Genomic DNA, 25,566 nt, shown 5'->3' with positions numbered 1-25,566 from the left:
TTACCCAAACCATTTTTTCCAGAGAGGGCGCTTTTCCTTTGCAGGTTTTTCTGCTGGCTGAAGGAGACTAGCAAACTGTTGGCTTATGTCCTTGTCATCTACTTGGACAAGATGGTCGCTATGGACAATCAGGCCAAAAGGAGAAGACTGGTAATCGCTAGAGACGATAGTGGCTTCGCAGCCTAGCTCCTTAGCAGTTTTTAGATAAAAGATTTGATTGCCAGACTCGACTTCTGGAGAAATTTTGACAATTACTGGTTGGCAGTTTTTCATGATGCTGCTGAGCATTTCCTTGAAATGAATACGAATGAGAGAGCTGTTAGCTTGCTCAATGGAGCAAGAAGCCAGCACTCGCTCCTCAAAAGTCCCTAAAAACCTACGCTGTTCATCAGGGTTTAGCTTGACTCCGCCCTGAGCTTTTTCCATGATTACTTTATTAATATCAGTCATAATAAAATTGTACCATAAAAGGAGAAATTCTAAAAGGTCGAATCTTCTTTCTGATTTGCCGGAAAAACATTTATATAGTAAGTTTGGAATCGTTTTCTTGTGCAAAAGTTCTCAAATTTGCTTAGATTCTCTATTTTTCCTTGAAAAAAAAGCGTTTTTGAGGTATCATAGACTAGTAAATAATTTTAAATAATAAGGAGAGTAAGAAATGTCAATTATTACTGATGTTTACGCTCGCGAAGTCCTAGACTCACGCGGTAACCCAACACTTGAAGTAGAAGTTTATACTGAATCAGGTGCTTTCGGACGTGGTATGGTTCCTTCAGGAGCTTCTACAGGTGAGCACGAAGCAGTTGAACTTCGTGATGGCGACAAATCTCGTTACGGTGGTCTTGGTACACAAAAAGCAGTTGATAATGTAAACAACGTTATCGCTGAAGCTATTATCGGTTACGATGTTCGTGACCAACAAGCCATCGACCGTGCAATGATCGCTTTGGACGGTACTCCTAACAAAGGTAAATTGGGTGCGAACGCAATCCTTGGTGTGTCTATCGCTGTAGCTCGTGCTGCTGCTGACTACCTTGAAGTGCCACTTTACAGCTACCTTGGCGGATTCAACACTAAAGTTCTTCCAACTCCAATGATGAACATCATCAACGGTGGATCTCACTCAGATGCTCCAATCGCATTCCAAGAGTTCATGATCTTGCCAGTTGGTGCTCCAACATTCAAAGAAGCTCTTCGTTACGGTGCTGAAATCTTCCACGCTCTTAAGAAAATCCTTAAATCTCGTGGTTTGGAAACTGCCGTTGGTGACGAAGGTGGATTCGCTCCTCGTTTTGAAGGAACTGAAGATGGTGTAGAAACTATCATCGCTGCTATCGAAGCTGCTGGTTATGTTCCAGGTAAAGATGTATTTATCGGATTTGACTGTGCATCATCAGAATTCTACGATAAAGAACGTAAAGTATACGACTACACTAAATTTGAAGGTGAAGGCGCTGCTGTTCGTACATCTGCAGAACAAATCGACTACCTTGAAGAGTTGGTTAACAAATACCCAATCATCACTATCGAAGATGGTATGGATGAAAATGACTGGGATGGTTGGAAAGCTCTTACTGAACGTCTTGGTAAGAAAGTACAACTTGTTGGTGACGACTTCTTCGTAACAAACACTGACTACCTTGCACGTGGTATCAAAGAAGGTGCTGCTAACTCAATCCTTATCAAAGTTAACCAAATCGGTACTCTTACTGAAACTTTTGAAGCGATTGAAATGGCTAAAGAAGCTGGTTACACTGCAGTTGTATCACACCGTTCAGGTGAAACCGAAGATTCAACAATCGCTGACATCGCAGTTGCAACTAACGCAGGTCAAATCAAGACTGGTTCACTTTCACGTACAGACCGTATTGCTAAATACAACCAATTGCTTCGTATCGAGGATCAACTTGGTGAAGTTGCTCAATACAAAGGTCTTCAAGCTTTCTATAACTTGAAAAAATAATCTAACAAGATATAAGAGGAGCTAGGACTAAGTCCTAGCTTTTTTGATGTGTAAAGATATATCAATGGATATTTTTTGATTTAGGATTCCCCCTAATTGATGAGAGGGAGATTTATCATTTTTTCCTAGAAGTAGTGCGTAGGGCTGGTCATGATTTTTCCCTTGAAAAATTAGAGGACAAGATGACAGTTTTTATTTAGGAAAACATAATCAAGAATACCCTGCGTTTCCTTGTGACTACATGGTTGAAAAAGTGAGTGATTTACTAAAGATTTTATAGCTTTCTTGTATCAAAATCAGTATTTTATGGTATACTAGCAAAGTGGAAGGAGGAGTACAATGGAAGAATTATTAAATCAGGTCTTACTATCACAGGATAGGGAAGTTTTTAATCAGATATTTGACGATTACTATCCCATTGATATTGCTCTTTCTTTGGAGGCCTTGGAGGATGAGGAAGGGAATCTCCTCAAAACCTTTACGGAAATGGCTAGTGATGATCAATTGGTAGAGATTTTAAAAGAAGCCGAGCCGGAGTTGCAACGACAGATTATCCAATCGATTTCTTTCAAACGTACCAGCACTCTTTTTTATCTTATGCCAGATGATGATGTGGTAGATATTTTGGGTTACTTGAGTGTGGACTTGCGTAAGCAATACTTAAGTATGATGAAAAATGCCAGTCAAGAGAATTTGAAAGCTATGTTGGCTTACGATCCTCAGACAGCTGGTGGTCTGATGACGAAAGAATTCATTACCTTAAATGAAAATCTGACCGTCTCAGCAACTCTCAATAAATTGAGAGAAATTTCGCCCAATACAGAAGTTATTGATACCTTATTTATTAGAAATGTGCATCATTCGCTAGTTGGCTGGATTGATATCCGTGATTTGTTTATTCATGATGCGGAGATGAAACTCAGCGAATTTATGAACACTCAGTTAGTGACTGTGACGCCAGAGGTTGACCAAGAAGAGGTAGCCCAGCTTTCTGCCAAATATAATTTATCTGTCGTACCGGTCGTCAATCATCGGCAGGTATTGCTAGGAATCATCACAATTGACGATATCGTCGATGTTTTGCAAGAAGAGTACCAAGAAGATATCTTGCGGATGGGTGGTGTCCAAGAAAGTGAAGAAATTGGAGGACCTTTCAAAGAATCACTCAAGAAACGCTTACCTTGGTTAATGATTAACCTAGTAACAGCATTTCTAGCTTCTGCGACAGTAGCACTTTTTGATGATACGATTTCAAAAGTTGTAGCATTAGCAGCGATTAGTCCTATTATCACGGGAATGGGCGGAAATTCTGCCTCTCAGACACTTGCTTTGGTTATCCAGGGGATTGCCTTGGGCAAACTAGATCTGAAAGAAGATCGGTATTTAGTATTCAAAGAAATCGTGCTAGCTTTGGTTAATGGTTTCTTTACTGGCTTGATTGCAGCGATTGTCATGTTTGTCTTCTATCAAAATTTCTATCTGTCTGTTATTGTGGTATTGGCTATGATGATCAATCTAGCATGTGGTGCTCTATTTGGTTACTTTGTACCGTTGATTATCAAGACCTTGAATCAGGATCCGGCTCTAGCCTCGACTATTTTCATTACCACGGCAACAGATGTATTGGGTTATCTAGCTTTTCTAGGCTTAGCACAAATTTTTTTACCATTGATTTTATAAAAAATGATACACAAAAAACGCTTGATTTTTCAAGCGTTTTTGTTATGTTTACTTAGAACAAACCTTTAATTTTATCAATCGCGCCGCTAGCCATTTCATTTCCAGCTACTAGTTTTTTAGCTTGATCAAGGTATTCACCGAGTTTGTCTTTGTTTTCTTCAATAAATTTTTTGGCACCATCAAAGTCTTTCTTTTCAATCATTTCTTTTACTTGGTTAAATAAATCTACTGAATTCATAGATGTTGCTCCTTAGTAATTTTTTATACTATTTAATCAAATTTCTAATAGAAAGACAAGAATTCTGCTTATTTAAAGGTCACACAAACAGCTTCGGGAATATAGAAATCATGGGAGATTTCTGTTAATTTTCCACTTTCAGCATCGCGTTTGAAGATGGTTGCATTGTCAGAGTCTTGATGGACAGCGATGATATGGTTTTGATCCGGTGTGATGTTGAAATCCCGTGGATTTTGACCATTGGTAGGTACAATCTGGATTAACTCCAAGCTGCCGTCAGCTAAGATTTTGTAAACGGCAAGAGAGTCATGACCGCGGTTGGAACCGTAGAGGAACTTGCCATCAGCAGACAGACGGATAGCAGCTGTTCCGTTTGCGCCTTCAAAGTCCTCTGGTAAGGTGGAGATAGTTTGCAAGTGTTCAAAATGGCCGACTCCATCGTAAATTAGGACTTCAATAGTAGAATTAAGCTCACAGATCAAATAGGCGATTTTATAATGATGGTGGAAAACGATATGGCGGGCACCAGCTCCAGCGGCACACTTGTAGGTATCCAGAGAGGTAATCTTTCCGTCTTCAGCAACATCATAAGTGGTTACTTCATCAGTTCCCAAGTCGCAAGTGATCAGGTATTGATCTGGTGTAAGGTCTGCGTAGTGGACATGGGCAGACGCTTGGTTGGCGTGTGGTCCTTGACCTTGATGGCTAGCTGAGTCAGCAAGGTCAAGTCTGCCATCAGCCAGGCGTTTGTAGACCAGAACTTGCCCTTTATGATAATTGGCACCGTATACCAAGTCACGTTCCTCGTCGACTGCGACATAGCAAAGCGGAGCCCCTTCTTCAACGACATGGTTGAGGAGCTGACTTGCCTGGTCAAAGGCTGCAATACCCCCCTGTCCGTCCTTTGCTCCGACAGAATAGAGATGTCCAGCCTTGTCAAAGGCTAGGTAGGTTGGACTGGGCTCTTCAGCAACCAAGGTCAAGTTTTCTAGTGTTTCCTTGTTAGAATTAAAATCTGCCTTGTAAATTCCCTTGGAATCTCTGCGAGTATAGGTTCCAAAGTAAACTGTTTGTGTCATTCCATTACCTCTTATATATTTAGATTGCTTGCTACTATTATATCATAAAAGCAGATGATAGGTCTTAGAGCGAAGGATTTGCCTGATTTTCAAAAGAATAGTATTGATTCGAAAAAACAGATAAAAAACAGATAGCGGGTAGGAAGGGGATAGATGGCTTTGTTAGAATAGAATTGTTCAAAAAAACAAATACTGTCAGGAAGCAACAAACTTCCTGCTTGCTAAAACAAAGGAGAAATCAAATGAACGTTAAAAAAATTGCTATGCTCGTTGCCCTTATCGGAATGTCAGGATTCTTTTTAGCCGCATGCGGAAATAAAGAAGCAGATAACTCAGAAATTAAGGATGGAAAACAAGTGGACTTCCAGAAGGATGCTGTTGATAAGAAAACTAAGACAGTCGATGGCAAAGAAGTGACAGAATACACAATGCCTGATGGGAACGTTATCCAAATCCCGGCAGATGGTGAGGAAATTCCGGAAGATGGATCAGGATCTAGCTCAGAAGCTGAATAAAGATTAAAACGTGTAGGTTGGAGGCAATATGTTTCGAAGAAAAAAAATGAATCGTAAGACCATTCTATTGGGCAGCACGGTCATTCTCGCTTGTGCTGGGCTGGGAGGCTATCTGTATTTTAGACAGATCAATCAAGAACAGGCCATGAAAATGGTAGATAAGACGATTGATTCGCTGACAGTCCAAGAAGCTGTCAACAACAGTAAAAAAACAAGCCTGGTTTTATCTGGGGAAGTAGTTGCCAACAATAGCAGTAAGGTCAAGATTGACCCTTCTAAGGGGGAAGTCAAGGAAGTATTTGTCAAAAATGGTGATACCGTTACACAAGGACAGCCGCTCTTTTCCTATGTGACAGAGCAGCAATTGACAGCCCAGTCGGCTCAATATGATGCTCAGTCCAAAGCTAATGGCATTACAGCTGCTCAAAACAGCGCTGCGATTAAATGGGAAACCTATAATCGCAAGCTGGCCAGTCTCAATGCTCTCAAAGACAAATACAATTCCAGTCAGGATGAGTCACTGCTAGAGCAGATTAAGTCTGCTGAAGACGAGCTGGCTCAAGCGCTGAGCGATGCCAAGACGGCGGATAATGAAGTAACGACAGCTCAGATCGAGGCTGAAAAGGCTCAGGTGACAGCTCAGACAGAATCAGACCGGATGAAGTATGATACTGTGACTGCCGATACAGCAGGAACAATTACCTCTATGAATGAAGATTTGCCCAATCAGTCCAAGGCTAAAAAGGAAGAAGAAAACTTTATTGAGATTATGGACAAGTCCAAAACTCTGGTTAAAGGAACTGTCAGTGAATTTGACCGTGAAAAGCTGAGTGTCGGTCAGAAAGTGGAAGTGGTGGATCGCAAGGATCCTAAGAAACGCTGGAGTGGTACGGTAACTCAGGTCGGCAGTCTGACAGCAGAAAATACTTCCAATAATAATGGTGGGAATAAGCAACAGGAAAATCCCAACCAAGGTAAGTATCCTTATACTGTTGAGCTGGATCAAGGTGGTGAAATGCCACTGGTGGGCTCTCATTCCTATGTCAACATCGTGGAAAATGCTCCTGAGGCCGGCAAGGTAGTAGTCAATAAGGCCTATACTTTCAGTAAAAACGGCAAGACCTATGTCTGGAAGGTAGAGGGTAAGACTCTGAAAATGCATGAAGTCAAGACCAAGAAAGTTTCTGACCGTTTGGTGGAGATTACAGAAGGTTTGACTATGCAAGATACCATTTCGACCCCAAGAGCAGGTATGGAAGAAGGGATGGAGGTAGGACAGCATGTTAAAGCTTAAGGATATCCACAAATCTTATCAGCAGGGCAGTCAGGAATTCCCAATTTTAAAAGGAATTGATCTGCATGTGAAAGAGGGGGATTTTCTGGCTATCATGGGACCGTCTGGATCTGGCAAGTCCACTCTGATGAACATTATCGGCTGTCTGGATAAGGCAAGTTCAGGGACTTATCATATTGAAGGGACAGATGTGTCTGAGCTGTCTGACAATCAGCTGTCCGATTTGCGCAATCAGAAGATTGGCTTTGTTTTTCAAAATTTTAACCTTATGCCCAAGCTGACGGCCTGTCAAAATGTGGAACTGCCTCTGACTTACATGAAAATTCCTAAAAAAGAGAGACGGGAGCGGGCGCTGGAAATGCTGCGATTGGTCGGGCTGGAAGAAAGAAGTGATTTCAAGCCTATGGAGCTGTCCGGTGGTCAGAAACAGCGGGTAGCCATTGCACGAGCCTTGGTAACCAATCCCAGCTTCATCCTTGGGGACGAACCAACGGGGGCCCTGGATACCAAGACCAGTGTGCAGATTATGGATCTTTTCAAGCAGTTTAATGATGAGGGTAAGACCATTGTCATCATTACCCATGAGCCGGAAGTAGCCCAACTCTGCAAGCAGACGGTTATCCTGCGGGACGGTAATATAGAGAGCAAAGCGATAGGATAGAAAGGAAGCTGTATGGAAGATATTTTTGTAGCTCTGAATTCAATCTTGTCGCATAAAATGCGCTCTATGCTGACCATGTTGGGGATTATCATCGGGATAGGCGCTATCATCGCTATCTTTTCCATCATTGAGGGAAATACGGAAAATACCAAGCGTCAGCTCATCGGCGGGAATAATAACACAATCAAGGTTGTATATGACAAGAAAAGTGCCATCGATCCAACCATTCCAGAGAAATCTCAAGCTCAGAAACCTTCTTATATTCCCTTTATGGGAGAGGATGTGTTGAGTAAGATTAAGGAAATCTCTGGGGTCAAGAATGCTCTGCTGACCTATGGTACAGATGAGAAGATTTACTACCTGAGCCAAAAGTCATCTGGGAAGATTCAGGCGGTTTCGCAGACAGCCGCTGACATCAAGCAGCAACGCCTGCTAGAAGGTGAAGGATTTGACTCAGAAGCCTTTAAAAATCAAGAGCAGGTGACCTATCTGGAAAAGTCCCTTTATGACAGTCTTTTTCCAAAGGGGGATGGTATCGGCAAGTATGTGGAAGTCTTGGGCAATCCCTTTAAGGTTATTGGCGTATTTGAGTCAACTGAACAGAGTGGCTTAACAGCTGGTGCGGAAAAGGTGGCCTATATTCCCCTGCAGCAGTGGCATCGGATTTTTGATACCTTTAATGTCAGTCCTGAAGTGACGGTCCAAACCCACAAGGCAGATGATTTGAAGAAGGTGGCCAAGAAAGTCAGCGATTATCTCAATGAGCAGATGCCACCATCAGACTATATGTTTGGTGTGCTCAACCTGCAGGAATTTGAACGGCAACTGGACAATCTCAACAAGTCTAACTTCGTCTTGCTAGCAGGTATTGCCAGCATCTCTCTCCTAGTCGGAGGTATCGGTGTTATGAATATCATGCTGGTTTCAGTGACAGAGCGGACTCGTGAAATCGGGATTAAAAAGGCTCTGGGAGCTAGACGGAAGATCATTCTCAAGCAGTTCCTGATTGAGGCAGTCATCCTGACCCTGATGGGAGGAATTATTGGCGTGGTGGCTGGTATCGCCTCGGGCTTTGCCATCACCCAGTCTCTAGCCTATCCGTATATTCTATCCCTCTTTTCTGTCTTTGTAAGTTTGCTCTTTTGTTGTATAATAGGAGTAGTATTTGGGCTCCTGCCAGCTGTGAAAGCATCCAAGCTGGATCCAATCGAAGCCCTGCGATTTGAATAGGTAAAGGAGAAACATCTAAGTATGCACAAGATTCTAGTGGTGGAAGATGATACGACGATTAATCAAGTGATTTGCGAGTTTTTAAAGGAAAGTCAGTATGAGGTGAGGCCAGTATTTGACGGAGGCGATGCCTTGCAGGCTTTTGAAGAAGAGCCCTTTGATCTAGTCATCTTAGATATGATGCTGCCGACCAAGAGTGGGCTGGAAGTGCTGAAGGAAATCCGCAAGACTTCTCAGATTCCGGTCATGATTTTGACAGCACTTGACGACGAGTATACCCAGCTGGTCAGCTTTAACCATCTCATCAGTGATTATGTAACCAAGCCTTTTTCACCGCTAATCTTGGTCAAACGGATTGAGAATATTCTGCGCAGAAATACGGTTGCTTCAGAGATTGCTGTTGGCGACCTGACGGTTTCTATTGATGACTGCACGGTTTACTGGCAGGGTGAGAAGATGCCTCTGACCAAGAAAGAATTTGAAATCTTGCAGACTCTGGCTAAGAGGAAGGGCCACTTGGTGACCCGTGATCAGCTGATGAATACCATTTGGGGCTACAGCGAGCTGGATAGCCGGGTGCTGGATAATCATATCAAGAACATCCGTAAAAAGATTCCTGGTGTGCCGCTGAAAACCATTACAGGTATGGGCTACCAGCTTGGAGGAGAAGACAAGTGAAAATTGTCAAAAAGAACTTTCTCTTGACCTCGTCCATCATTTTCGTGGTGGTGACTATCGTTCTAGCAAGTCTTTACTTTGCCATGCCGGTGTATTATCAGCAGGTTAAGAGCGGAGAGGCTCAGCGGGAATTTGACCAAGTTTCCAAGCAAGTCAAGGGAAAGTCCAGTCAGCAAATCGGTGAGCTCTTGAGTGATTATAGTAAAAAGAGCAATCTGATTTGGTTTACCTTGTTGGCGAAAGACAATACTATTCTCTATCCCTCTCTTGAGGCAGGAGATGAAAGTTCTCTGCAGCTGACCATCGTTCCAACGATTGCCAACAGCGACTATGAGAGCAAGAGTTTATCAGAAAGTTTTCGAACTTCAGATGGTAAAGAAGTTGTCCTGAGAGGCGAATATTCCTTACAGCCGGTTTCTGATGCTAGTCGGATTTTGCTCAATCTCTATCCATTTGTCTTGCTTGTATCTCTAAGTTTGGGTGGTCTGGCTGCCTATCTCTATAGCCGGACTTCCAGTCAACGGATCAAAGCCATCTCTAAGAGTACCCGTCAAATGACGAGTCTGGCTCCAGATGTGACTTGTCAGGTCAAGGGGCGCGATGAGATTGCTGAACTGGCCCAAGACATCAATCATCTCTATGCTAATCTACTGACCAGTATCGAAGCTCTGCGCCTAGAAAATGAAAAGGTAGCAGAAAGCGAGCGGGAAAAAGCTGAGTTTTTGCGGATGACATCGCATGAGCTCAAGACACCCATTACCAGCATGATGGGGATGGTCGATGGCATGATCTATGGAGTAGGAGAGTTCAAGGATAGAGACAAGTATTTGCAGAAGTGCCGAGAAATCCTAGAGGAGCAGTCGGAGTTAGTCCAGTCTATCTTAGCCATTTCTAAACTGGAGATGAAGACCGAAACCGAACAGGAAGTCTTTTCACTCAAGCAGGTCTTGGAGGAAAATCTGAGCACCTATCGAGTTTTAGCAGATGTCAGACACTACCATTTTCAGGTTGAGCTGGCAGAAGCGAAGGTTAAGGGGAACCGCACCTATCTGCTCAAGGCTATCAAGAATCTTCTGGACAATGCCTTTCATTATACAGTAGAAGGTGGACAGATTCTACTTAGTCTGGAAGAGCGTAAGCTAGTCATCGAAAATGAAGCGGAACGCGTCTTAAACAAAGACCAAATTCAGCAGATTTTTCGGCCTTTCTACCGGCCAGACTACAGTCGCAATCGCAAGGATGGTGGGACTGGTCTGGGACTCTTTATCGTTCAGCAAATTTTGGACAAGCATGGTCTGCGTTACCAGTTTGAAGCCGTTGATGGGCGGAAGATGCGCTTTAGCATTTCTCTGCCAGCTGTCGAGAAATAGCCTTGCATTCTAACTGGCCCTGCAGGAGCCGAAGAGAGAAGTCAGAAGCTGTATTTTGCGAAAAATACAAGTCTCCTGTCTCCTCTCTTTTTTTGCTTTTCCCTATAGCTGAGCAGAGAATTTTTCTCCGAAAAATGTTACAATGAAATGACAAGTTAAAGGAGGAGAATATGGAGCACAAAGAAAAAGATTTTAGCCTATCTTGGTTTTTTAAATGGTTTTTGGATAACAAGGCCATTACAGTATTTCTAGTAACCCTTTTGATGGGACTGAATATTTTTATACTTAGTAAAATCAGTTTTATTTTTAGCCCAGTCATTGAATTTTTGGGAGTAATCATGTTGCCGGTTATTTTAGCTGGCCTGCTTTATTATCTGTTAAATCCCATCGTCGACTGGATGGAAAAGCACAAGATTAATCGACTGGTTGCTATTACCATTGTCTTTGTTTTAATTGCTTTTTTGATTATCTGGGGCTTGGCTGTTGCTATTCCTAGCTTGCAGCATCAGGTCATGGCTTTTGTCAGAAATGTTCCAGCTTATCTGAAGCAGGCTGACAAGTTTATCGACGATGTCGTGACTAAGTATATTTCGGCAGATTTCAAGCCGCAGATTGAGGAATACACTAGCAATCTGTCTAGCCAGATTACCGATTGGGCCAGCAATTTTTCATCGCGGGCAGTCAATTGGGCGGGGAACTTAATCAGTACAACTTCGCAGATTGTCGTGGCTATTATCATCATGCCATTTATCCTTTTTTACCTGCTGAGAGACGGGAAAAATCTGAAAGGCTATGTGACCCAGTTTCTGCCGACTAAATTCCGCGCTTCCTTTGGTCAAGTGATGACGGATATCAACAGCCAGCTGGCTAACTATGTGCGTGGTCAGGTGACGGTTGCTATCATTGTAGCTCTGATGTTTATCGTTTTCTTCAAGATTATTGGCCTTCGCTATGGTGTCACTCTTGGAGTAATTGCGGGCGTTCTCAATCTGGTACCTTATCTGGGCAGCTTTTTGGCCATGCTTCCGGCTCTGGCAATAGGTTTGATTGCTGGCGGTCCAGTGATGCTGGCTAAAGTCATTGTCGTTTTCATCATTGAGCAGACTATTGAGGGGCGTTTTGTTTCTCCTCTGGTCTTGGGCAGTCAGCTCAGCATTCATCCGATTACGATTTTATTCGTATTATTGACTTCCGGTACTATGTTTGGCATTTGGGGCGTTTTCCTGGGAATTCCTGCCTATGCTTCGGCCAAGGTAGCTATTGCAGCCATCTTTAAGTGGTATCAAAAAGTAAGTGGCCTTTATGAAGCCGATTTTGAACAAGAAGGAGAAATCAGTGAGCAAGAGTGAGCATATGTTGGCAGCTTTACAGGAGCAGGACCTAGCTCTGGCTGACCGCTATTTCGAGCAAGCCCTGACTACAGACAGCGAAGAAGAATTATTGGATTTGGCCGATTACTTAGAGAGTATCGGCTTTTTCCCTCAGGCCAAGCGTATTTTTGAAAAGTTGGCTCCTGACTATCCAGCTTCTTATATCAGTCTGGCAGCTATTGCCAGTGACGATGGGGACTTGGAGCAGGCATTTGCCTATCTGGAGGAGATTCAGCCAGGCAGTGACTGGTATGTCGCTGCTCTCTTGGCTAAGGCTGACCTCTATCAGCTAGAGGGGCTGCCTGATGTCGCTCGTGAAAAACTGGCTCAGGCAGCGGAGCTGACTGATGAGCCTTTGGTAACCTTTGGTCTGGCTGAGATAGATTTTGAGCTGGGGGATTTTTCTCAGGCGATTAAGGAGTATGCCCAGCTAGACAATCGTACAATCTTTGAGCAGACAGGTGTCTCGACCTATCAGCGGATTGGAGTCTGCTATGCTAGTCTTGGGAAATTTGCAGTGGCCATTGAGTTTTTGGAGAAAGCTGTTGAGCTGGAATATGATGATGCTGCGGTTTATGAGCTGGCAACTATATTAGCGGACCAGGAAGAATACCAGAAGGCCAATCTTTATTTCAAGCAGCTGGATACTCTGTCGCCAGATTTTGAAGGCTACGAATATGGCTATGCCCTATCTCTTCATGCGGAGCATCGGACGGCTGAAGCCCTGACTCTTGCCCAGCAAGGCTTGGCTAAGAATCCTTTTGAGACTCGGCTCTTGCTCTTAGCCTCACAGCTTTCTTATGAACTTCATGATGAGGAAGCGGCTGAACATTATCTCTTGCAGGCTCAGGAAGATGCGGATGATTTGGAAGAGATTGCCTTGCGACTGACGACTCTTTATTTGGAGCAAGAGCGCTTTGAGGAGCTTTTAGAATTTGCAGAGCAAGAAGTTGATAATGCTTTGACCCGCTGGAATCTGGCGCGTGCTTATCAGGCCTTGGAAAATCTGGGAAAAGCAGAGGAACTCTATAACCAACTGGCTCATGAACTGCAAGATAATCCAGAGTTTCTGGAGCAGTATGTCTATCTTTTGCGTGAACTAGGCAGATTCGAAGAAGCTAAAAGGGCTGCTGCTTCTTACTTGAGACTAGTACCTGATGATGCTAGTATGCAGGAACTTTATGAAAGCTTATAAGAGCAATCGCTCAGCCCTTTCCCGCGATTTATGGTATAATGATTGGCAGTAGAAATTCAGTAAGCACATGTAACGATGCTTAGTCTTTAGGCTCTTTTAAAGATAGCAGCTGTTTATAAGGATGTATTAGCTAGCTGAACGAATAATCTAATAAAAGAAAAAGGAAAAAGAATGGCAGAACCAATCAAATTATTTCAATATAATACTTTGGGAGCTTTGATGGCTGGTCTTTACGATGGCAGTATGACTGTTAGAGAGCTGCTGCAGTATGGAGATTTGGGCTTGGGAACGCTGGACTCTATTGATGGTGAGCTCATTATTCTCGATGGTAAGGCTTATCAGGCAAAGGGATCTGGAGAGGTGCCAGAAGTGGTTGAAGTGTCGCCGGATATGACTGTGCCTTACGCAGCAGTTGTTCCCCATCAGGCGGAGGTCATTTTCCGTCAGCGCTTTGAGATGAACGACAAGGAGCTGGAAAAGCGGATTGAGTCTTACTATGATGGGGAAAATCTTTTCCGCTCTATCAAGATTCATGGTGATTTCGCCCGCATGCATGTTCGGATGATTCCCAAGTCTACAACGGAGCGGAAGTTTGCAGAAGTAGCGGTCAATCAGCCTGAGTACTGTAAGGAAAATATCACTGGAACCATCGTTGGTATCTGGACACCTGAGATTTTCCACGGGGTCAGTCTGGCAGGCTATCATCTGCATTTTGTATCGGATGATCTGACTTTTGGCGGACATGTTATGGATTTTGTTATCAAAGAAGGTGTCGTCGAGTTGGGGGCTGTAGACCAGCTGGATCAGCGTTTCCCAGTACAAGATCGCAAGTATCTCTTTGCCAAGTTTAACATGGATGAGATGAAAGAAGATATGGAAAAGTCGGAATAAATAGCAGGGGCTAGCATTGTTTGCTGCCCTCTTTTTTGATATAATTGGAAAAAGAATAGAGGAGAAGTGAAGCTATGATTTATTTGGTAAACGCCAGCCCAAATAGGAATGGCAATAGTTTTAAGCTGGGGCACTTTTTTCTGCGAGATAGAGATTATGAGGCTCTTCAATTAGTGGACTACCACATTGAGCAATATGGCCAGTCAGCAGAAAACGATCAGTTCTTTCAAGTCTATGAGCAGCTGAGCCAAGCCGATGTACTGGTGTTTACCAGTCCTATTTATTGGTGGTCTTTTTCGGGTCTGCTAAAAACTCTGTTGGACCGAGTAGCTGATGTGCATGAGCCGCAAGAAGCACTCAAGGGCAAAAAGGTGTTCCTGCTCTTGCAAGGTTCTCAGCCCAGCAAAGAAATTGAAATGCTGGACTACGTAATGAGCCGCTTTTGCCAGAACTGCGGACTCAAATATGAGGGGCTGGCAGTAACCACTCATGAACTGAAAGAAATCGACGGTTGGGAATTAACGTCCCTGAAAGAAAAATTAGATAAGGTTTTATCTGAAGGTTAAAAGTAAGAAGATTCGTTTGCGGATCTTCTTTATTTTTTGGCTTCAAGCCAGTTTTTCTCGCAGAGAAAAACAAGAAAACCACCAGCTAAGCTGGTGGCTGCCAAGGCTTTGAGCTTTCATTTCTTTTTCCTGGTATAATCTACTTGTTCAGGTAAGACAAAGGAGGAAAAAGAAATGGCTAAAACCAGTTACAGTTTATCACATACCAAATGGATGTGCAAATATCATATCATCTTTACCCCCAAGTACCGCAGAAAAACCATTTACTACAAAATAAGACGAGATCTCATTGAGATTTTTCGTCATCTATGTCAATACAAAGGTGTGGAAATTATTGAGGGACATATGATGCCAGATCATGTTCACATGCTTGTCTTGATTCCTCCAAAACTTTCGATTTCCGATTTCATGGGATATTTGAAAAGCAAGAGTGCTTTGATGATATTTGATAAACATGCCAACCTAAAATATAAGTATGGCAATCGAAAGTTTTGGGCGAGAGGGTACTATGTAAGTACCGTTGGCTTCAATGAAAAGACAGTTGCCAAATATATTCGCGAGCAAGAGAAAAATGACATTGCCTTGGATAAGTTAAGTGTCAAAGAGTACGAGGATCCGTTCTCAGATGGTAGTTTTAGAACAAGATAAAAGCCCGTTTTTACGGGCATTAGTCAAGTGATCATAGCATTAACCTGAACGAAGTTCAGCGAACGTCTTTAGACGTCGCTGGAGGGAAACGGCTTATAGCCGATGTACAAGCCACCCGTTTTCACGGGTGGTTATGACTTGCTCTAAAAATGGAGTCTTTTTTTCAGGTGTCTATTTTTGGACACTATGCCCCTCAACTACAGTCATATCCATGGCTAACTAAAATTAAATGATGTATAATACCTATTGCTATTAAATATTAATATAGGAGATTCTATGGGAAAAGAATTATTTAACCCCCATTTAAACAAATTTTCGATTCGAAAATTAAATGTTGGAGTTTGCTCGGTATTATTATCTACCGTTTTCCTTTTAGGTACTGCGGCTACAGTAAATGCTGATGAAACTGCCAGCGGATCTGTAGATGATAATATCTCACTGCCAGAAAAATCGGCGGAGTCAGCTGTCAGTCAGCCTGCTCTTGAGAATACAGCAACATCTACTGTTTCTGAAACAGCTAACTCAGAAGCAAGTGCTGATCAAAATCAGCTGGTAAGGCCAGCTGCAGCTCCAGGGCAAGTGACACCTGAAAAGCCACAAGAGACTAATCAAACGGCTACAACTTCCAATGAAGCAAAACCTGCTGAAGCTGGTCGGACGCGCTCTTATTCAGTACAATATACGCCAAAACCAAGTTCTGCAGCTATGCCGAGGTCTGATCGTAACGGTCAGCCAATGGAGACTGGGACATTATTCCGTACTACCAGTCCTGCTGGTCAAGCTAGCTCTGCCATACAAGATGCAACAGCTAATCCTACAGTTTCTAAACCAACACTGGAAGAATCTGTAAGAAAACGCTCTGATGAGTTGATGAAGCAGGTAAACTGGCTAGATTTTGGTGATACTAAATCACTGAGAAATCTAGATAGAGATGGCTCCTTTAAAGTTGGAACAGTATATGAAAAGGAAATTTCGCCAGGCTATGTGGTCAAACTGACCGTAACGGAATTGAAACCTTTCTATGCGACAGAGATCTATCGTGATCGAGTAAAGGGAACTGAGTACGAAAGCAGTTATGATCCCAATGCAAAAAATACTTGGCTTCAATATAACAATAGTAACAATTATGCTTATCAGTATTGGTATGGTGATGATTACCGTCCTAAAATTACTGGTGCTGCTCAGAATCAATATTCAGCTATTAAGTCAGAAGGAATTGATACCAAGGGGCGTAAGACTCAACTGCAGGTTCCTAAGGATGAAGCCAACTATGGCGTGAAATTCAAAGTTGAAGCTAGATATCGTGGGAAGCCAGTTAAGGCAACAGTTGTCATGGCTGATGGAGAAGAGGCAAACCCTGGTGAGTACGCTATCTTTACAACCAATGGTAAGGGTTGGGAACATTTGGCCGAGTGGAAGCGCACAGTTACAGACGCAAATGGTGTGACTACTGAGATTACAGAAACCTATAAGCCAATGAAGCCTACCACAGAAGGCCAATTTATTGGAGATGACGGTACTGGTGTTCATTGGCAGGCCTATGTCAGTCCTGATCAAAAGACTGGCGGACTGGGAAGCCAAGTATTTGGACCTAACATTTCTAGAAATAATACAATTCCACTTGTAATGACACGTGGTGCATCAGAGGTTGGTATTTACATAGCTTCTTCTGGTCAGCAGGCTGCGATGATTGGTTTTATGGCAATTGATGAAGGCGATGCACCGGATTCTTATGGAAAAGCTATCCATGCTATTTCAAGATACAATGCAGAAACTGGCGGCCAAAATCCACAGCCATTCTTGGGCCGAGTGGAGGCTGATATTGATACCACATCTGGAAATAACTGGAAACATGATGATGAGACAGACTTGGCCGATGAAGGTATTAATCAGCTCTTGTCTGATGATTTAGTCGGGAAAACCAATGGTCTTTTTCCAGTAAACCGTCTGCACGACGGAGATTATTCTCTCCGCATCCATGCTTCAGCTAACGGATACGAAAAAGCCTATGTTCGTGCCTGGATTGACTTCAATAACAATGGTGTCTTTGACGAAGACGAAGCCAGTGAATTTACCGAAGTAACAACTGCGGGAGATTATACTGTCAACTTTAAGAAGAATCCAGCCATGACAAATCCTGAACTTAGCAAGCTGGGAATGCGGGTTCGTATCGCCTTGAACAAGGGAGATATTGAAAAGCCAACTGGAACTGCATTTAGTGGTGAGGTGGAAGACCTAGAAGTTGAACTGACTTATCCACCAAAAGGTGAGAAGAAGGAAAGTACTGGAATCCGTGACCAGAGACAGACAGTCACTCTTCATTTCACTCCGCAGGGTATTGCTCAAAATACTGAGAATAAGAGAGTAGCGATTGATACTACTAAAGCTCCGATTGTATTGGATGCGAGAGGAAATGCCCTGACTGCTGATGCAGCAGGCTGGTATAACACTGCTGAAGGCCGTTATAAAGTAACAGCAAACGGTGCTGATGTAGATGTGGTATATGAGCCTAAGGCTGGCTTTATCGGCACAGCTCAGGGAATTAACATCCGTCGTTTTGATACTAACGGTGCAAGTACGGATTGGATTGCCAAAAATCAGGCTGAACCAGCCATCAATGACCAGCTCCACACCATGGATGGACGCTATGTACCAACCGTGCTGAATGTTCCTAAGTATGAAACAACGGATGCTCAAGGACTAACGCAAGAAAAGACGCCTATCTTTAATGATGGTGATGCTGGCAAAATTCCTGCAAGTCCAAGTACAGCAAATCCTGTGAAATTTGTGAAAGCAGATGGAACGACTACAGATGATACTAGAGTTCCAGCTTTATCAAATGGTCAGGAAGTTGGCCGTTTTGAAGTGGAGCCTGCAACAGGTAAGATTACTTTCAAACCAAACAAAAACTTTGTTGGTACTGTTGACCCTGTGTCTGTTCAAATGATTGATGGCAAAGGTATTCCGCATCAAGCTGTTTATCAGCCAAAGGTGACTCCTGTTAGACCATCTGCTCAAGATGCCAGCAGCGAGGGCATTCAAGGTGCAGTTCAGACAGGGCAATTGACCTTCAATCCAGGCAATAATCGTGTGCCTATTGATAGCAAGAAGTTGCCAACCTTTGATAATGGCAGCCAGACTAAAACAGTTGCTGGTGTTGGTACCTATCAGGTGGATAATCAAGGTCTAGTTACCTTTACTCCACTACCGACTTATACTGGACGTCCAGCGGCAGAGACTGTCAAGCGAGTAGATGTCAATGGAACAGAAGTAACAGCTACCTATCAGGCTGATGTAAAAGCAGCAGCACCAAGTGCGACGAATGCTGAAACCAGTGGCATACAAGGCCAAGTTCAGCGAGGCAAAGTCAGCTTCACAGAAGGTTCTGCGCAAGTCAACGGTCAAACACAAACGGTGGCCTTTCCAGCTGGCTCAACTCCGCTCTTCGACAATGGTTCGACTGTTAAAGAAGTGCCTACTGTTGGTAAGTTTGAAGTGGATGAGGATGGAAATGTAACCTTTACTCCAGAGAAACAATTTAAAGGCCTTACGCCAGACATCAGGATTACTCGTACAGATACGAATGGCAGCACAGCTACAGCTATCTACAAGGCGACAGTCACTGCTGTAACTCCAACAGGGACAAACATCACCAGTACTGGTAAACAAGGCCGTCCACAGACAGGTAAGCCAAACTTTGTCAGTGGCAACCCAGATGTACCACTGGATGATGATACTCCAGCGACTTTCGATGATGGAAGCAAGCGCAAGGTGGTTCCAAATGTTGGTATCTTTGAGGTGGCACCAGATGGATCTGTCACTTTCACACCGGACAAGCAATATGTTGGAACACCAGACCCAGTTGTTGTTAAGCGTGTCGATAAGAATGGCACTCCTGTGACAGCCAAGTATACGCCTACTGTTGAGAAAGTGACCCCAAGAGCAACTGGCGCTCAGACAAAAGGCCCTCAAGGTCAAGTTCAAAAAGGCAAGGTTACTTTTGAACCAGGAAGTCCTCAAGTTGGTTTCCCAGAAAACAGCACCCCAGTCTTTGATACCGGCACGAATGTGAAAGACATTGCCAAAATCGGTAAGTTCGAAGTGGATGGAGAGGGTAATGTCACCTTTACTCCAGTCAAAACCTTTGTAGGCAAAACTCCAGAAGTTGAACTCAGCCGTGCAGATGTCAACGGTACAGTAGCCAAGGCTAAATATCGGGCGACTGTGACCGCTGTGACTCCGACAGGAACTGGAGATCAGACAGAAGGTCCGCAAGGCCAAGTTCAAAAAGGCCGTGTAACTTTTAAAGCTGGCGATCCAAAAGTAGGATTCCCTGCCAACAGCATTCCAGTCTTTGACACGGGTACGAATGTAAAAGAAATTGCCAAAGTCGGTAAGTTTGAAGTAGATGCGGAGGGCAATGTCACCTTCACGCCAGACAAGCGCTTTGTAGGTGAAACGCCAGAAATTAGCATTTCTCGCAAAGATGCAAATGGTATTGCAGCAAAAGTCACTTATATTGCGACGGTTACTTCAGTAACCCCAACAGGAACTAATGTGACTAGCACCGGTCCTCAGGGTATCCCGCAAACAGGAACGCCAACTTTCCAAGGTGGTGATCTACTGGTTCCGATTGATGAAGCAGTCGAGCCAACTTTCACAGATGGCAGCAAGGAAAAGACTATTCCAAGTCAAGGAACTTACACTATCTCTCCAGATGGTGCAGTGACCTTCACTCCTGAGAAGCAATTCGTAGGCAAGCCAGAGCCAGTGACAGTGAAACGAGTAGATAAGAACGGGACGCCAGTGACTGCGACTTACAGTCCAGAGTTTACGAAAGTAACTCCGACAGGAACTGGTGATAAGACTGAAGGATTCCAAGGTCAGGTTCAAGAAGGCCATGTTACTTTCACACCAGGTCATGATTCTGTGCCGTTCCCAGCTGAAACAACTCCACTCTTTGACAATGGTTTGACTGTTAAAGAGATTCCAACCGTTGGTAAATTTGAAGTGGATGCTAATGGTAAGGTTACTTTCACGCCAGACAAGCAGTTTAAGGGAACCACTCCTGGGCTGACATTGATTCGAGCAGATGTGAATGGCACTCCCGTTACCGTCAAATACCAAGCAGTGGTGAAAGAAGTGGTTCCAACGGGAACAAATATTACCAGCACTGGTGAGCAAGGCCGTCCACAAACAGGTAAGCCAAACTTCGTAAGCGGCACTCCGGGAGTACCACTGGACAATGACACTCCAGCTACTTTCGACGACGGAAGCAAGCGTAAGGTTGTTCCAAATGTCGGTATCTTTGAAGTGGCACCAGACGGTTCTGTTACCTTTACCCCAGATAAGCAATATGTTGGCACGCCAGATCCAGTTGTTGTTAAGCGAGTGGACAAAAATGGCACTCCTGTGACAGCCAAGTATACGCCTACTGTTGAGAAAGTGACTCCAAGAGCGACAGATGCTCAGACAGAGGGGCTTCAAGGCCAAGTTCAAAAAGGCAAGGTTACTTTTGAAGCCGGAAGTCCGCAAGTCGGCTTCCCAACCGACAGCACACCGGTCTTTGATACCGGCACGAATATCAAAGAAATTGCCAAAGTTGGTAAGTTCGAGGTTGATGAGGAGGGGAATGTTACCTTCACCCCAGTCAAAACGTTTGTCGGTAAGACACCAGAAGTTGAACTTAGCCGTACAGATGTCAACGGTACAGCAGCAAAAGCCAATTACCAAGCGACTGTGATTGCTGTTACTCCAACAGGTACTGGTGATAAGACAGAAGGTCTTCAAGGTCAGGTTCAAAAAGGTCATGTCACATTCACGCCAGGCCATGAATTAGTTCCATTCCCAGCAGGTTCGACTCCGCTATTTGGTAACGGAAAAAATATTAAAGAAGTACCAAATATCGGTAAATTCGAAGTGGATGTAGATGGCATTATAACCTTTACTCCAGACAGACAGTTCAAGGGTGAAACACCAGAACTAGGAATTATTCGTGTGGATGCCAACGGCACCCCTGTTACAGTTAAGTACCAAGCGGTAGTGAAAGAAGTAACTCCGACAGGTACCACCGTTACGAGCACCGGTCCGCAGGGTATCCCGCAAACAGGAACCCCAACCTTCAAAGCTGCGGATCCACTAGTTCCAATTGATGACTCAGTCGAGCCAACTTTCGACGATGGCAGTAAGAAGAAGGTTATTCCAGGTCAAGGAACGTACACCATTACTCCAGATGGCGCAGTGACCTTCACGCCAGACAAGCAATTTGTAGGTAAACCGGACCCAATCACAGTTAAACGTGTTGATAAGAACGGCACTCCTGTGACTGCCACTTACAGTCCAGAGTTCACAAAAGTAACTCCGACTGGTACTGGAGTCAAGACAGAAGGTCTGCAAGGCCAGGTCCAAGAAGGCCAAGTGACCTTCACGCCTGGTCATGATTCAATTCCATTCCCGACTGGTTCAATTCCGCTGTTCGATAATGGTTCTGCAGTAAAAGAAGTGCCGAATGTCGGTAAGTTCGAAGTGGATGGAGACGGTAATGTTACTTTCACTCCAGACAAACAATTCAAGGGTGAAACGCCAGAACTTGAATTAACTCGCACTGATGTCAATGGAACATCAGTAACCGTCAAGTACCAAGCGGTAGTGAAAGAAGTCATTCCATCAGCTACTACCTCAACCAGCACTGGTCTACAAGGCCAACCACAAACGGGTAAACCAAACTTTGTCGGTGGCGACCCGAATGTGCCACTGGATAATGACACTCCAGCGACTTTCGAAGATGGAAGCAAACGTAAGGAAGTTCCAAATGTCGGTACCTTTGAAGTGGCACCAGATGGTTCTGTCACTTTCACACCAGACAAGCAATATGTTGGTACACCAGATCCAGTTGTTGTTAAGCGAGTGGACAAGAATGGCACTCCAGTGACAGCCAAGTATACGCCTACTGTTGAAAAAGTCACTCCGACGGCGAAAGGTGCTCAGACAGAGGGGCTTCAAGGCCAAGTTCAAAAAGGTAAGATTAATTTTGAAGCAGGAAGTCCACAAGTAGGTTTCCCTGAGAATAGCACGCCAGTCTTTGATACCGGTACTAATCTGAAAGAAATTGCCAAAGTCGGTAAGTTCGAAGTAGATGGAGAGGGTAACGTCACCTTTACTCCAGTTAAAACGTTTGTTGGTAAGACACCGGAAATCGAACTCAGCCGCACAGATGTAAATGGTACAGTAGCTAAGGCTAACTACCAAGCGACTGTGACTGCTGTTACTCCGACTGGTACTGGCACCAAGACAGAAGGTCTACAAGGTCAAGTACAAGAAGGTAAAGTGACCTTTACGCCTGGTCATGATTCAGTTCCATTCCCAGCCGGTTCAACTCCGCTGTTCGATAACAATTCAACAGTTAAAGAAGTGCCGAATGTTGGTAAGTTCGAAGTGGACGCAGACGGTAAGGTAACCTTCACACCAGACAAACAATTCAAGGGTGAAACGCCAGAACTTGAATTGACTCGTGTGGATGCCAATGGCACTCCAGTAACCGTCAAGTACCAAGCGGTAGTGAAAGAGGTAACTCCAACAGGCACCACCTCAACCAGCACTGGCCCACAAGGCCAACCACAAACTGGTAAACCAAACTTTGTCGGTGGCGACCCGAATGTACCACTGGATGATGATACTCCAGCGACTTTCGAAGATGGAAGCAAACGCAAGGAAGTTCCAAATGTCGGTACTTTTGAAGTGGCACCAGATGGATCTGTCACTTTCACACCTGACAAGCAATTTGTAGGTACACCAGACCCAGTTGTTGTTAAGCGTGTAGATAAGAATGGTACTCCGGTGATTGCTAAGTACACGCCTACTGTTGAGAAAGTGACTCCAACAGGCACTATTGCAACCAGCACCGGTCCTCAAGGTCTGTCTCAAACGGGTACTCCAATCTTCACAGGTGGTGATCCACTGGTTCCAATTGATGACTCAGTCGAGCCAAGCTTCGACGATGGCAGCAAGAAAAAAACCATTCCAGGTCAAGGAACGTACACCATCACTCCAGATGGCGCAGTGACCTTCACGCCAGTGAAGCAGTTTGTAGGCACACCAGATCCAGTTGTTGTTAAGCGAGTAGATAAGAATGGTACGCCAGTAACGGCAACCTACAGTCCAGAGTTTACCAAGGTAACTCCAACTGGTACTGGAGCCAAGACAGAAGGTCTGCAAGGCCAAGTCCAAGAAGGGAAAGCAAGCTTCATCCCAGGACATGACTCTGTTCCATTCCCAGCAGGTTCAACTCCACTGTTTGACAATGGTGCAGCTGTTAAGGAGGTTCCAAATGTTGGTAAGTTCGAAGTGGATGCGGACGGCAAGGTTACTTTCACTCCAGACAAGCAATTCAAGGGAGAAACACCAGAACTCGAATTAACTCGCACCGATGCCAATGGTACCCCTGTTACAGTTAAGTACCAAGCAGTAGTGAAAGAGGTAACTCCAACAGGTACCACCGTGACGAGCACTGGCCCACAAGGCCTTCCGCAAACAGGGACTCCAACTTTCAAAGGTGCGGACCCACTAGTTCCGATTGATGAGACTGTTGAGCCAACCTTTGCAGATGGAAGCAAGCAGAAGACCATTCCAGGTCAAGGAACTTATACTATCACTCCGAATGGCATTGTGACCTTCACGCCAGAGAAGCAATTCGTAGGCAAGCCAGATCCAATCTCTGTGAAACGAGTAGATAAGAACGGTACACCAGTGACAGCGACCTATAGTCCAGAGTTCACCAAGGTAACTCCGACAGGTACTGGCACTAAGACAGAAGGTCTGCAAGGTCAGGTTCAAAAAGGTCAAGTGACTTTCACGCCAGGACATAAATTAGTTCCATTCCCAGCCGGTTCGACTCCACTCTTTGGTAACGGAAAGAATATTAAAGAAGTGCCAAATGTTGGTAAATTCGAAGTGGATGCGGACAACAAGGTGACCTTCACCCCAATAAAACAATTCAAGGGTGAAACATCAGAACTGGGATTAATTCGTTTAGACGCTAACGGAACTCCTGTTATTGTCAAATATCAAGCAATAGTGAAAGCAGTAGTCCCAACTGGTAAAGATGCTTCCTCTACGAATATCAAAGGTCATGTTCAAACCGGCAAACCTGTATTTGAGGCAGGTAATCCACTGGTTCCAATTGATGAGACGATTGCACCAAGCTTCGAAGATGGAAGTAAGGAAAAGACCATCCTAGGTCAGGGAACTTATACTATCGCACCAGATGGCACAGTCACTTTCACTCCAGAAGCTGATTTCCTTGGTCAGGGAAGCGGAGTGACCCTTGTCCGTCATGATAAGAATGGTACCTCAGTGACAGCTCGCTATGTTCCGACTGTGGTTGCACCATCAACTAGCAAGGACAGTGTATCTAGCGGTCGCAAGGGTCAAGCTCAAACAGGCACGCCTACCTTTGAAGGGGCGATTGACCAGGCAGTAGCTCCGACCTTTGTGGACGGCAGTACAGAAAAGGTTGTTCCAGGTGAGGGAACATATAGGTTCAATATGCTAGGAGCAGTAACCTTTGTACCGGAAGCCGACTTTGTCGGAACTGCTAGCGGAGTCGTCGTGAAACGTCTCGATATTTATGGCAATGCTGTGACGGCTACTTATACGCCAACTGTCTTGGGAAGCACTGATACTACAGATAGTGGAAGTACGGGTCTCAAAGGTCAGCCGCAGACAGGCAAGCCTCTCTTTGAAGGAGATGTGGATCCAACCGTTCCACCAACATTCGAAGACGGTAGCACAGAAAAGGTTGTTCCAGGTCAAGGTACATATACCATCACCCCAGATGGAACCGTGACCTTTGTACCGGAAACGGGCTTTGTCGGTCAAGCTGATGGCGTGACAGTGATTCGAAAGGATCGCAATGGTCAGACGATTTCAGCGGTTTACGTTCCGACTGTGACAGAAGTGCCTGTTGTACCAGAACGGACCATTACGCCTGCACCACCGTCTCTTTCTAAGAGCGAGAGTGCAAAATCTCTTCCTAAGACTGGTACAGAAGAAACCTCATACTTGGCTGCAAGCTTACTTGCGGGAGTATCAGGTTTAGGACTGATTGGCTTAGACAAGAGAAAGAAAAAGTCTGAAGACTAAAAATTAAGAACTTAGGTTTCAGATACCAAATTAAAAGAGGAAAGATTC

General features: G+C 44.3%; 17 protein-coding genes. 14 read left to right on the top strand and 3 right to left on the bottom strand.

Annotation, left to right across the window (positions count from 1 at the left end; genetic code table 11):
• Nucleotides 1–450: a DUF1694 domain-containing protein gene (locus tag ELZ47_RS07345; protein ID WP_125332208.1), complete on the bottom strand. Its 450-nt coding sequence runs from the start codon at nucleotides 448–450 to the stop codon at nucleotides 1–3.
• A gap of 208 nt (nucleotides 451–658) precedes the next feature.
• On the opposite strand from ELZ47_RS07345, the gene eno reads away from it, so the two are divergent.
• Together eno and mgtE are read left to right on the top strand one after the other, a co-directional pair.
• A complete protein-coding gene (gene eno, locus ELZ47_RS07340; protein ID WP_002897814.1) occupies nucleotides 659–1,963 on the top strand; it encodes a surface-displayed alpha-enolase in 1,305 nt (434 codons plus the stop codon).
• Nucleotides 1,964–2,302: 339 nt separating this feature from the next.
• Nucleotides 2,303–3,643, top strand: coding sequence for a magnesium transporter (gene mgtE / locus ELZ47_RS07335; RefSeq protein ID WP_125332212.1), 1,341 nt, complete (start codon nucleotides 2,303–2,305; stop codon nucleotides 3,641–3,643).
• Nucleotides 3,644–3,695: 52 nt separating this feature from the next.
• On the opposite strand, the gene ELZ47_RS07330 is transcribed toward mgtE, so the two are convergent.
• Both ELZ47_RS07330 and ELZ47_RS07325 read right to left on the bottom strand, forming a co-directional pair.
• Complete coding sequence (locus ELZ47_RS07330; protein ID WP_125332215.1) at nucleotides 3,696–3,881, bottom strand: hypothetical protein; 186 nt, start codon at nucleotides 3,879–3,881, stop codon at nucleotides 3,696–3,698.
• A 68-nt stretch (nucleotides 3,882–3,949) separates the two neighbouring features.
• Entirely contained in the window at nucleotides 3,950–4,960 is a 1,011-nt protein-coding gene (locus ELZ47_RS07325; protein WP_126435696.1) for a lactonase family protein, read from the bottom strand.
• Between the two features lie 242 nt (nucleotides 4,961–5,202).
• On the opposite strand from ELZ47_RS07325, the gene ELZ47_RS07315 reads away from it, so the two are divergent.
• The 12 genes from ELZ47_RS07315 (at nucleotide 5,203) to ELZ47_RS07255 (ending at nucleotide 25,518) form a co-directional block, all read left to right on the top strand.
• Nucleotides 5,203–5,475, top strand: coding sequence for a hypothetical protein (locus tag ELZ47_RS07315; RefSeq protein WP_002895853.1), 273 nt, complete (start codon nucleotides 5,203–5,205; stop codon nucleotides 5,473–5,475).
• A gap of 28 nt (nucleotides 5,476–5,503) precedes the next feature.
• Nucleotides 5,504–6,769, top strand: a complete 1,266-nt coding sequence (locus ELZ47_RS07310; RefSeq protein WP_125332220.1) for an efflux RND transporter periplasmic adaptor subunit — start codon at nucleotides 5,504–5,506, stop codon at nucleotides 6,767–6,769.
• The gene (locus ELZ47_RS07305; RefSeq protein ID WP_002895848.1) at nucleotides 6,756–7,430 is read left to right on the top strand and encodes an ABC transporter ATP-binding protein; all 675 of its coding nucleotides are present in this window, start codon (nucleotides 6,756–6,758) and stop codon (nucleotides 7,428–7,430) included. The genes ELZ47_RS07310 and ELZ47_RS07305 overlap by 14 nt, the downstream gene beginning before the upstream one ends.
• Before the next feature lie 12 nt (nucleotides 7,431–7,442).
• Entirely contained in the window at nucleotides 7,443–8,660 is a 1,218-nt protein-coding gene (locus ELZ47_RS07300; RefSeq protein WP_126435695.1) for an ABC transporter permease, read from the top strand.
• A gap of 21 nt (nucleotides 8,661–8,681) precedes the next feature.
• Complete coding sequence (locus ELZ47_RS07295; RefSeq protein ID WP_125332224.1) at nucleotides 8,682–9,338, top strand: response regulator transcription factor; 657 nt, start codon at nucleotides 8,682–8,684, stop codon at nucleotides 9,336–9,338.
• Complete coding sequence (locus tag ELZ47_RS07290) at nucleotides 9,335–10,708, top strand: HAMP domain-containing sensor histidine kinase (protein WP_125332226.1); 1,374 nt, start codon at nucleotides 9,335–9,337, stop codon at nucleotides 10,706–10,708. The genes ELZ47_RS07295 and ELZ47_RS07290 overlap by 4 nt, the downstream gene beginning before the upstream one ends.
• A 170-nt stretch (nucleotides 10,709–10,878) precedes the next feature.
• The gene (locus ELZ47_RS07280; protein ID WP_125332230.1) at nucleotides 10,879–12,057 is read left to right on the top strand and encodes an AI-2E family transporter; all 1,179 of its coding nucleotides are present in this window, start codon (nucleotides 10,879–10,881) and stop codon (nucleotides 12,055–12,057) included.
• On the top strand, nucleotides 12,044–13,273 hold the full coding sequence (locus ELZ47_RS07275) for a tetratricopeptide repeat protein (RefSeq protein ID WP_125332232.1): 1,230 nt from the start codon (nucleotides 12,044–12,046) through the stop codon (nucleotides 13,271–13,273). Before ELZ47_RS07280 ends, ELZ47_RS07275 begins: the two co-directional genes overlap by 14 nt.
• Nucleotides 13,274–13,444: 171 nt before the next feature.
• Complete coding sequence (gene budA, locus ELZ47_RS07270; RefSeq protein WP_125332234.1) at nucleotides 13,445–14,164, top strand: acetolactate decarboxylase; 720 nt, start codon at nucleotides 13,445–13,447, stop codon at nucleotides 14,162–14,164.
• A 74-nt stretch (nucleotides 14,165–14,238) separates the two neighbouring features.
• On the top strand, nucleotides 14,239–14,730 hold the full coding sequence (locus ELZ47_RS07265; RefSeq protein WP_125332236.1) for a flavodoxin family protein: 492 nt from the start codon (nucleotides 14,239–14,241) through the stop codon (nucleotides 14,728–14,730).
• A gap of 174 nt (nucleotides 14,731–14,904) precedes the next feature.
• Nucleotides 14,905–15,378 (top strand): IS200/IS605 family transposase, encoded by a 474-nt coding sequence (tnpA, locus tag ELZ47_RS07260; RefSeq protein ID WP_125332239.1) that lies wholly within the window; start codon nucleotides 14,905–14,907, stop codon nucleotides 15,376–15,378.
• A gap of 276 nt (nucleotides 15,379–15,654) precedes the next feature.
• Nucleotides 15,655–25,518: a CshA/CshB family fibrillar adhesin-related protein gene (locus ELZ47_RS07255; protein ID WP_126435693.1), complete on the top strand. Its 9,864-nt coding sequence runs from the start codon at nucleotides 15,655–15,657 to the stop codon at nucleotides 25,516–25,518.
• Nucleotides 25,519–25,566: the final 48 nt, after the last annotated feature.

Origin of the sequence: Streptococcus sanguinis (assembly GCF_900635155.1) — a bacterium.
In the GTDB taxonomy this organism is placed as follows: Bacteria; Bacillota; Bacilli; order Lactobacillales; family Streptococcaceae; genus Streptococcus; species Streptococcus sanguinis_G.
Note: the sequence above shows the minus strand (reverse complement) of the source record. Positions and strands in the feature narration are given on the sequence as shown.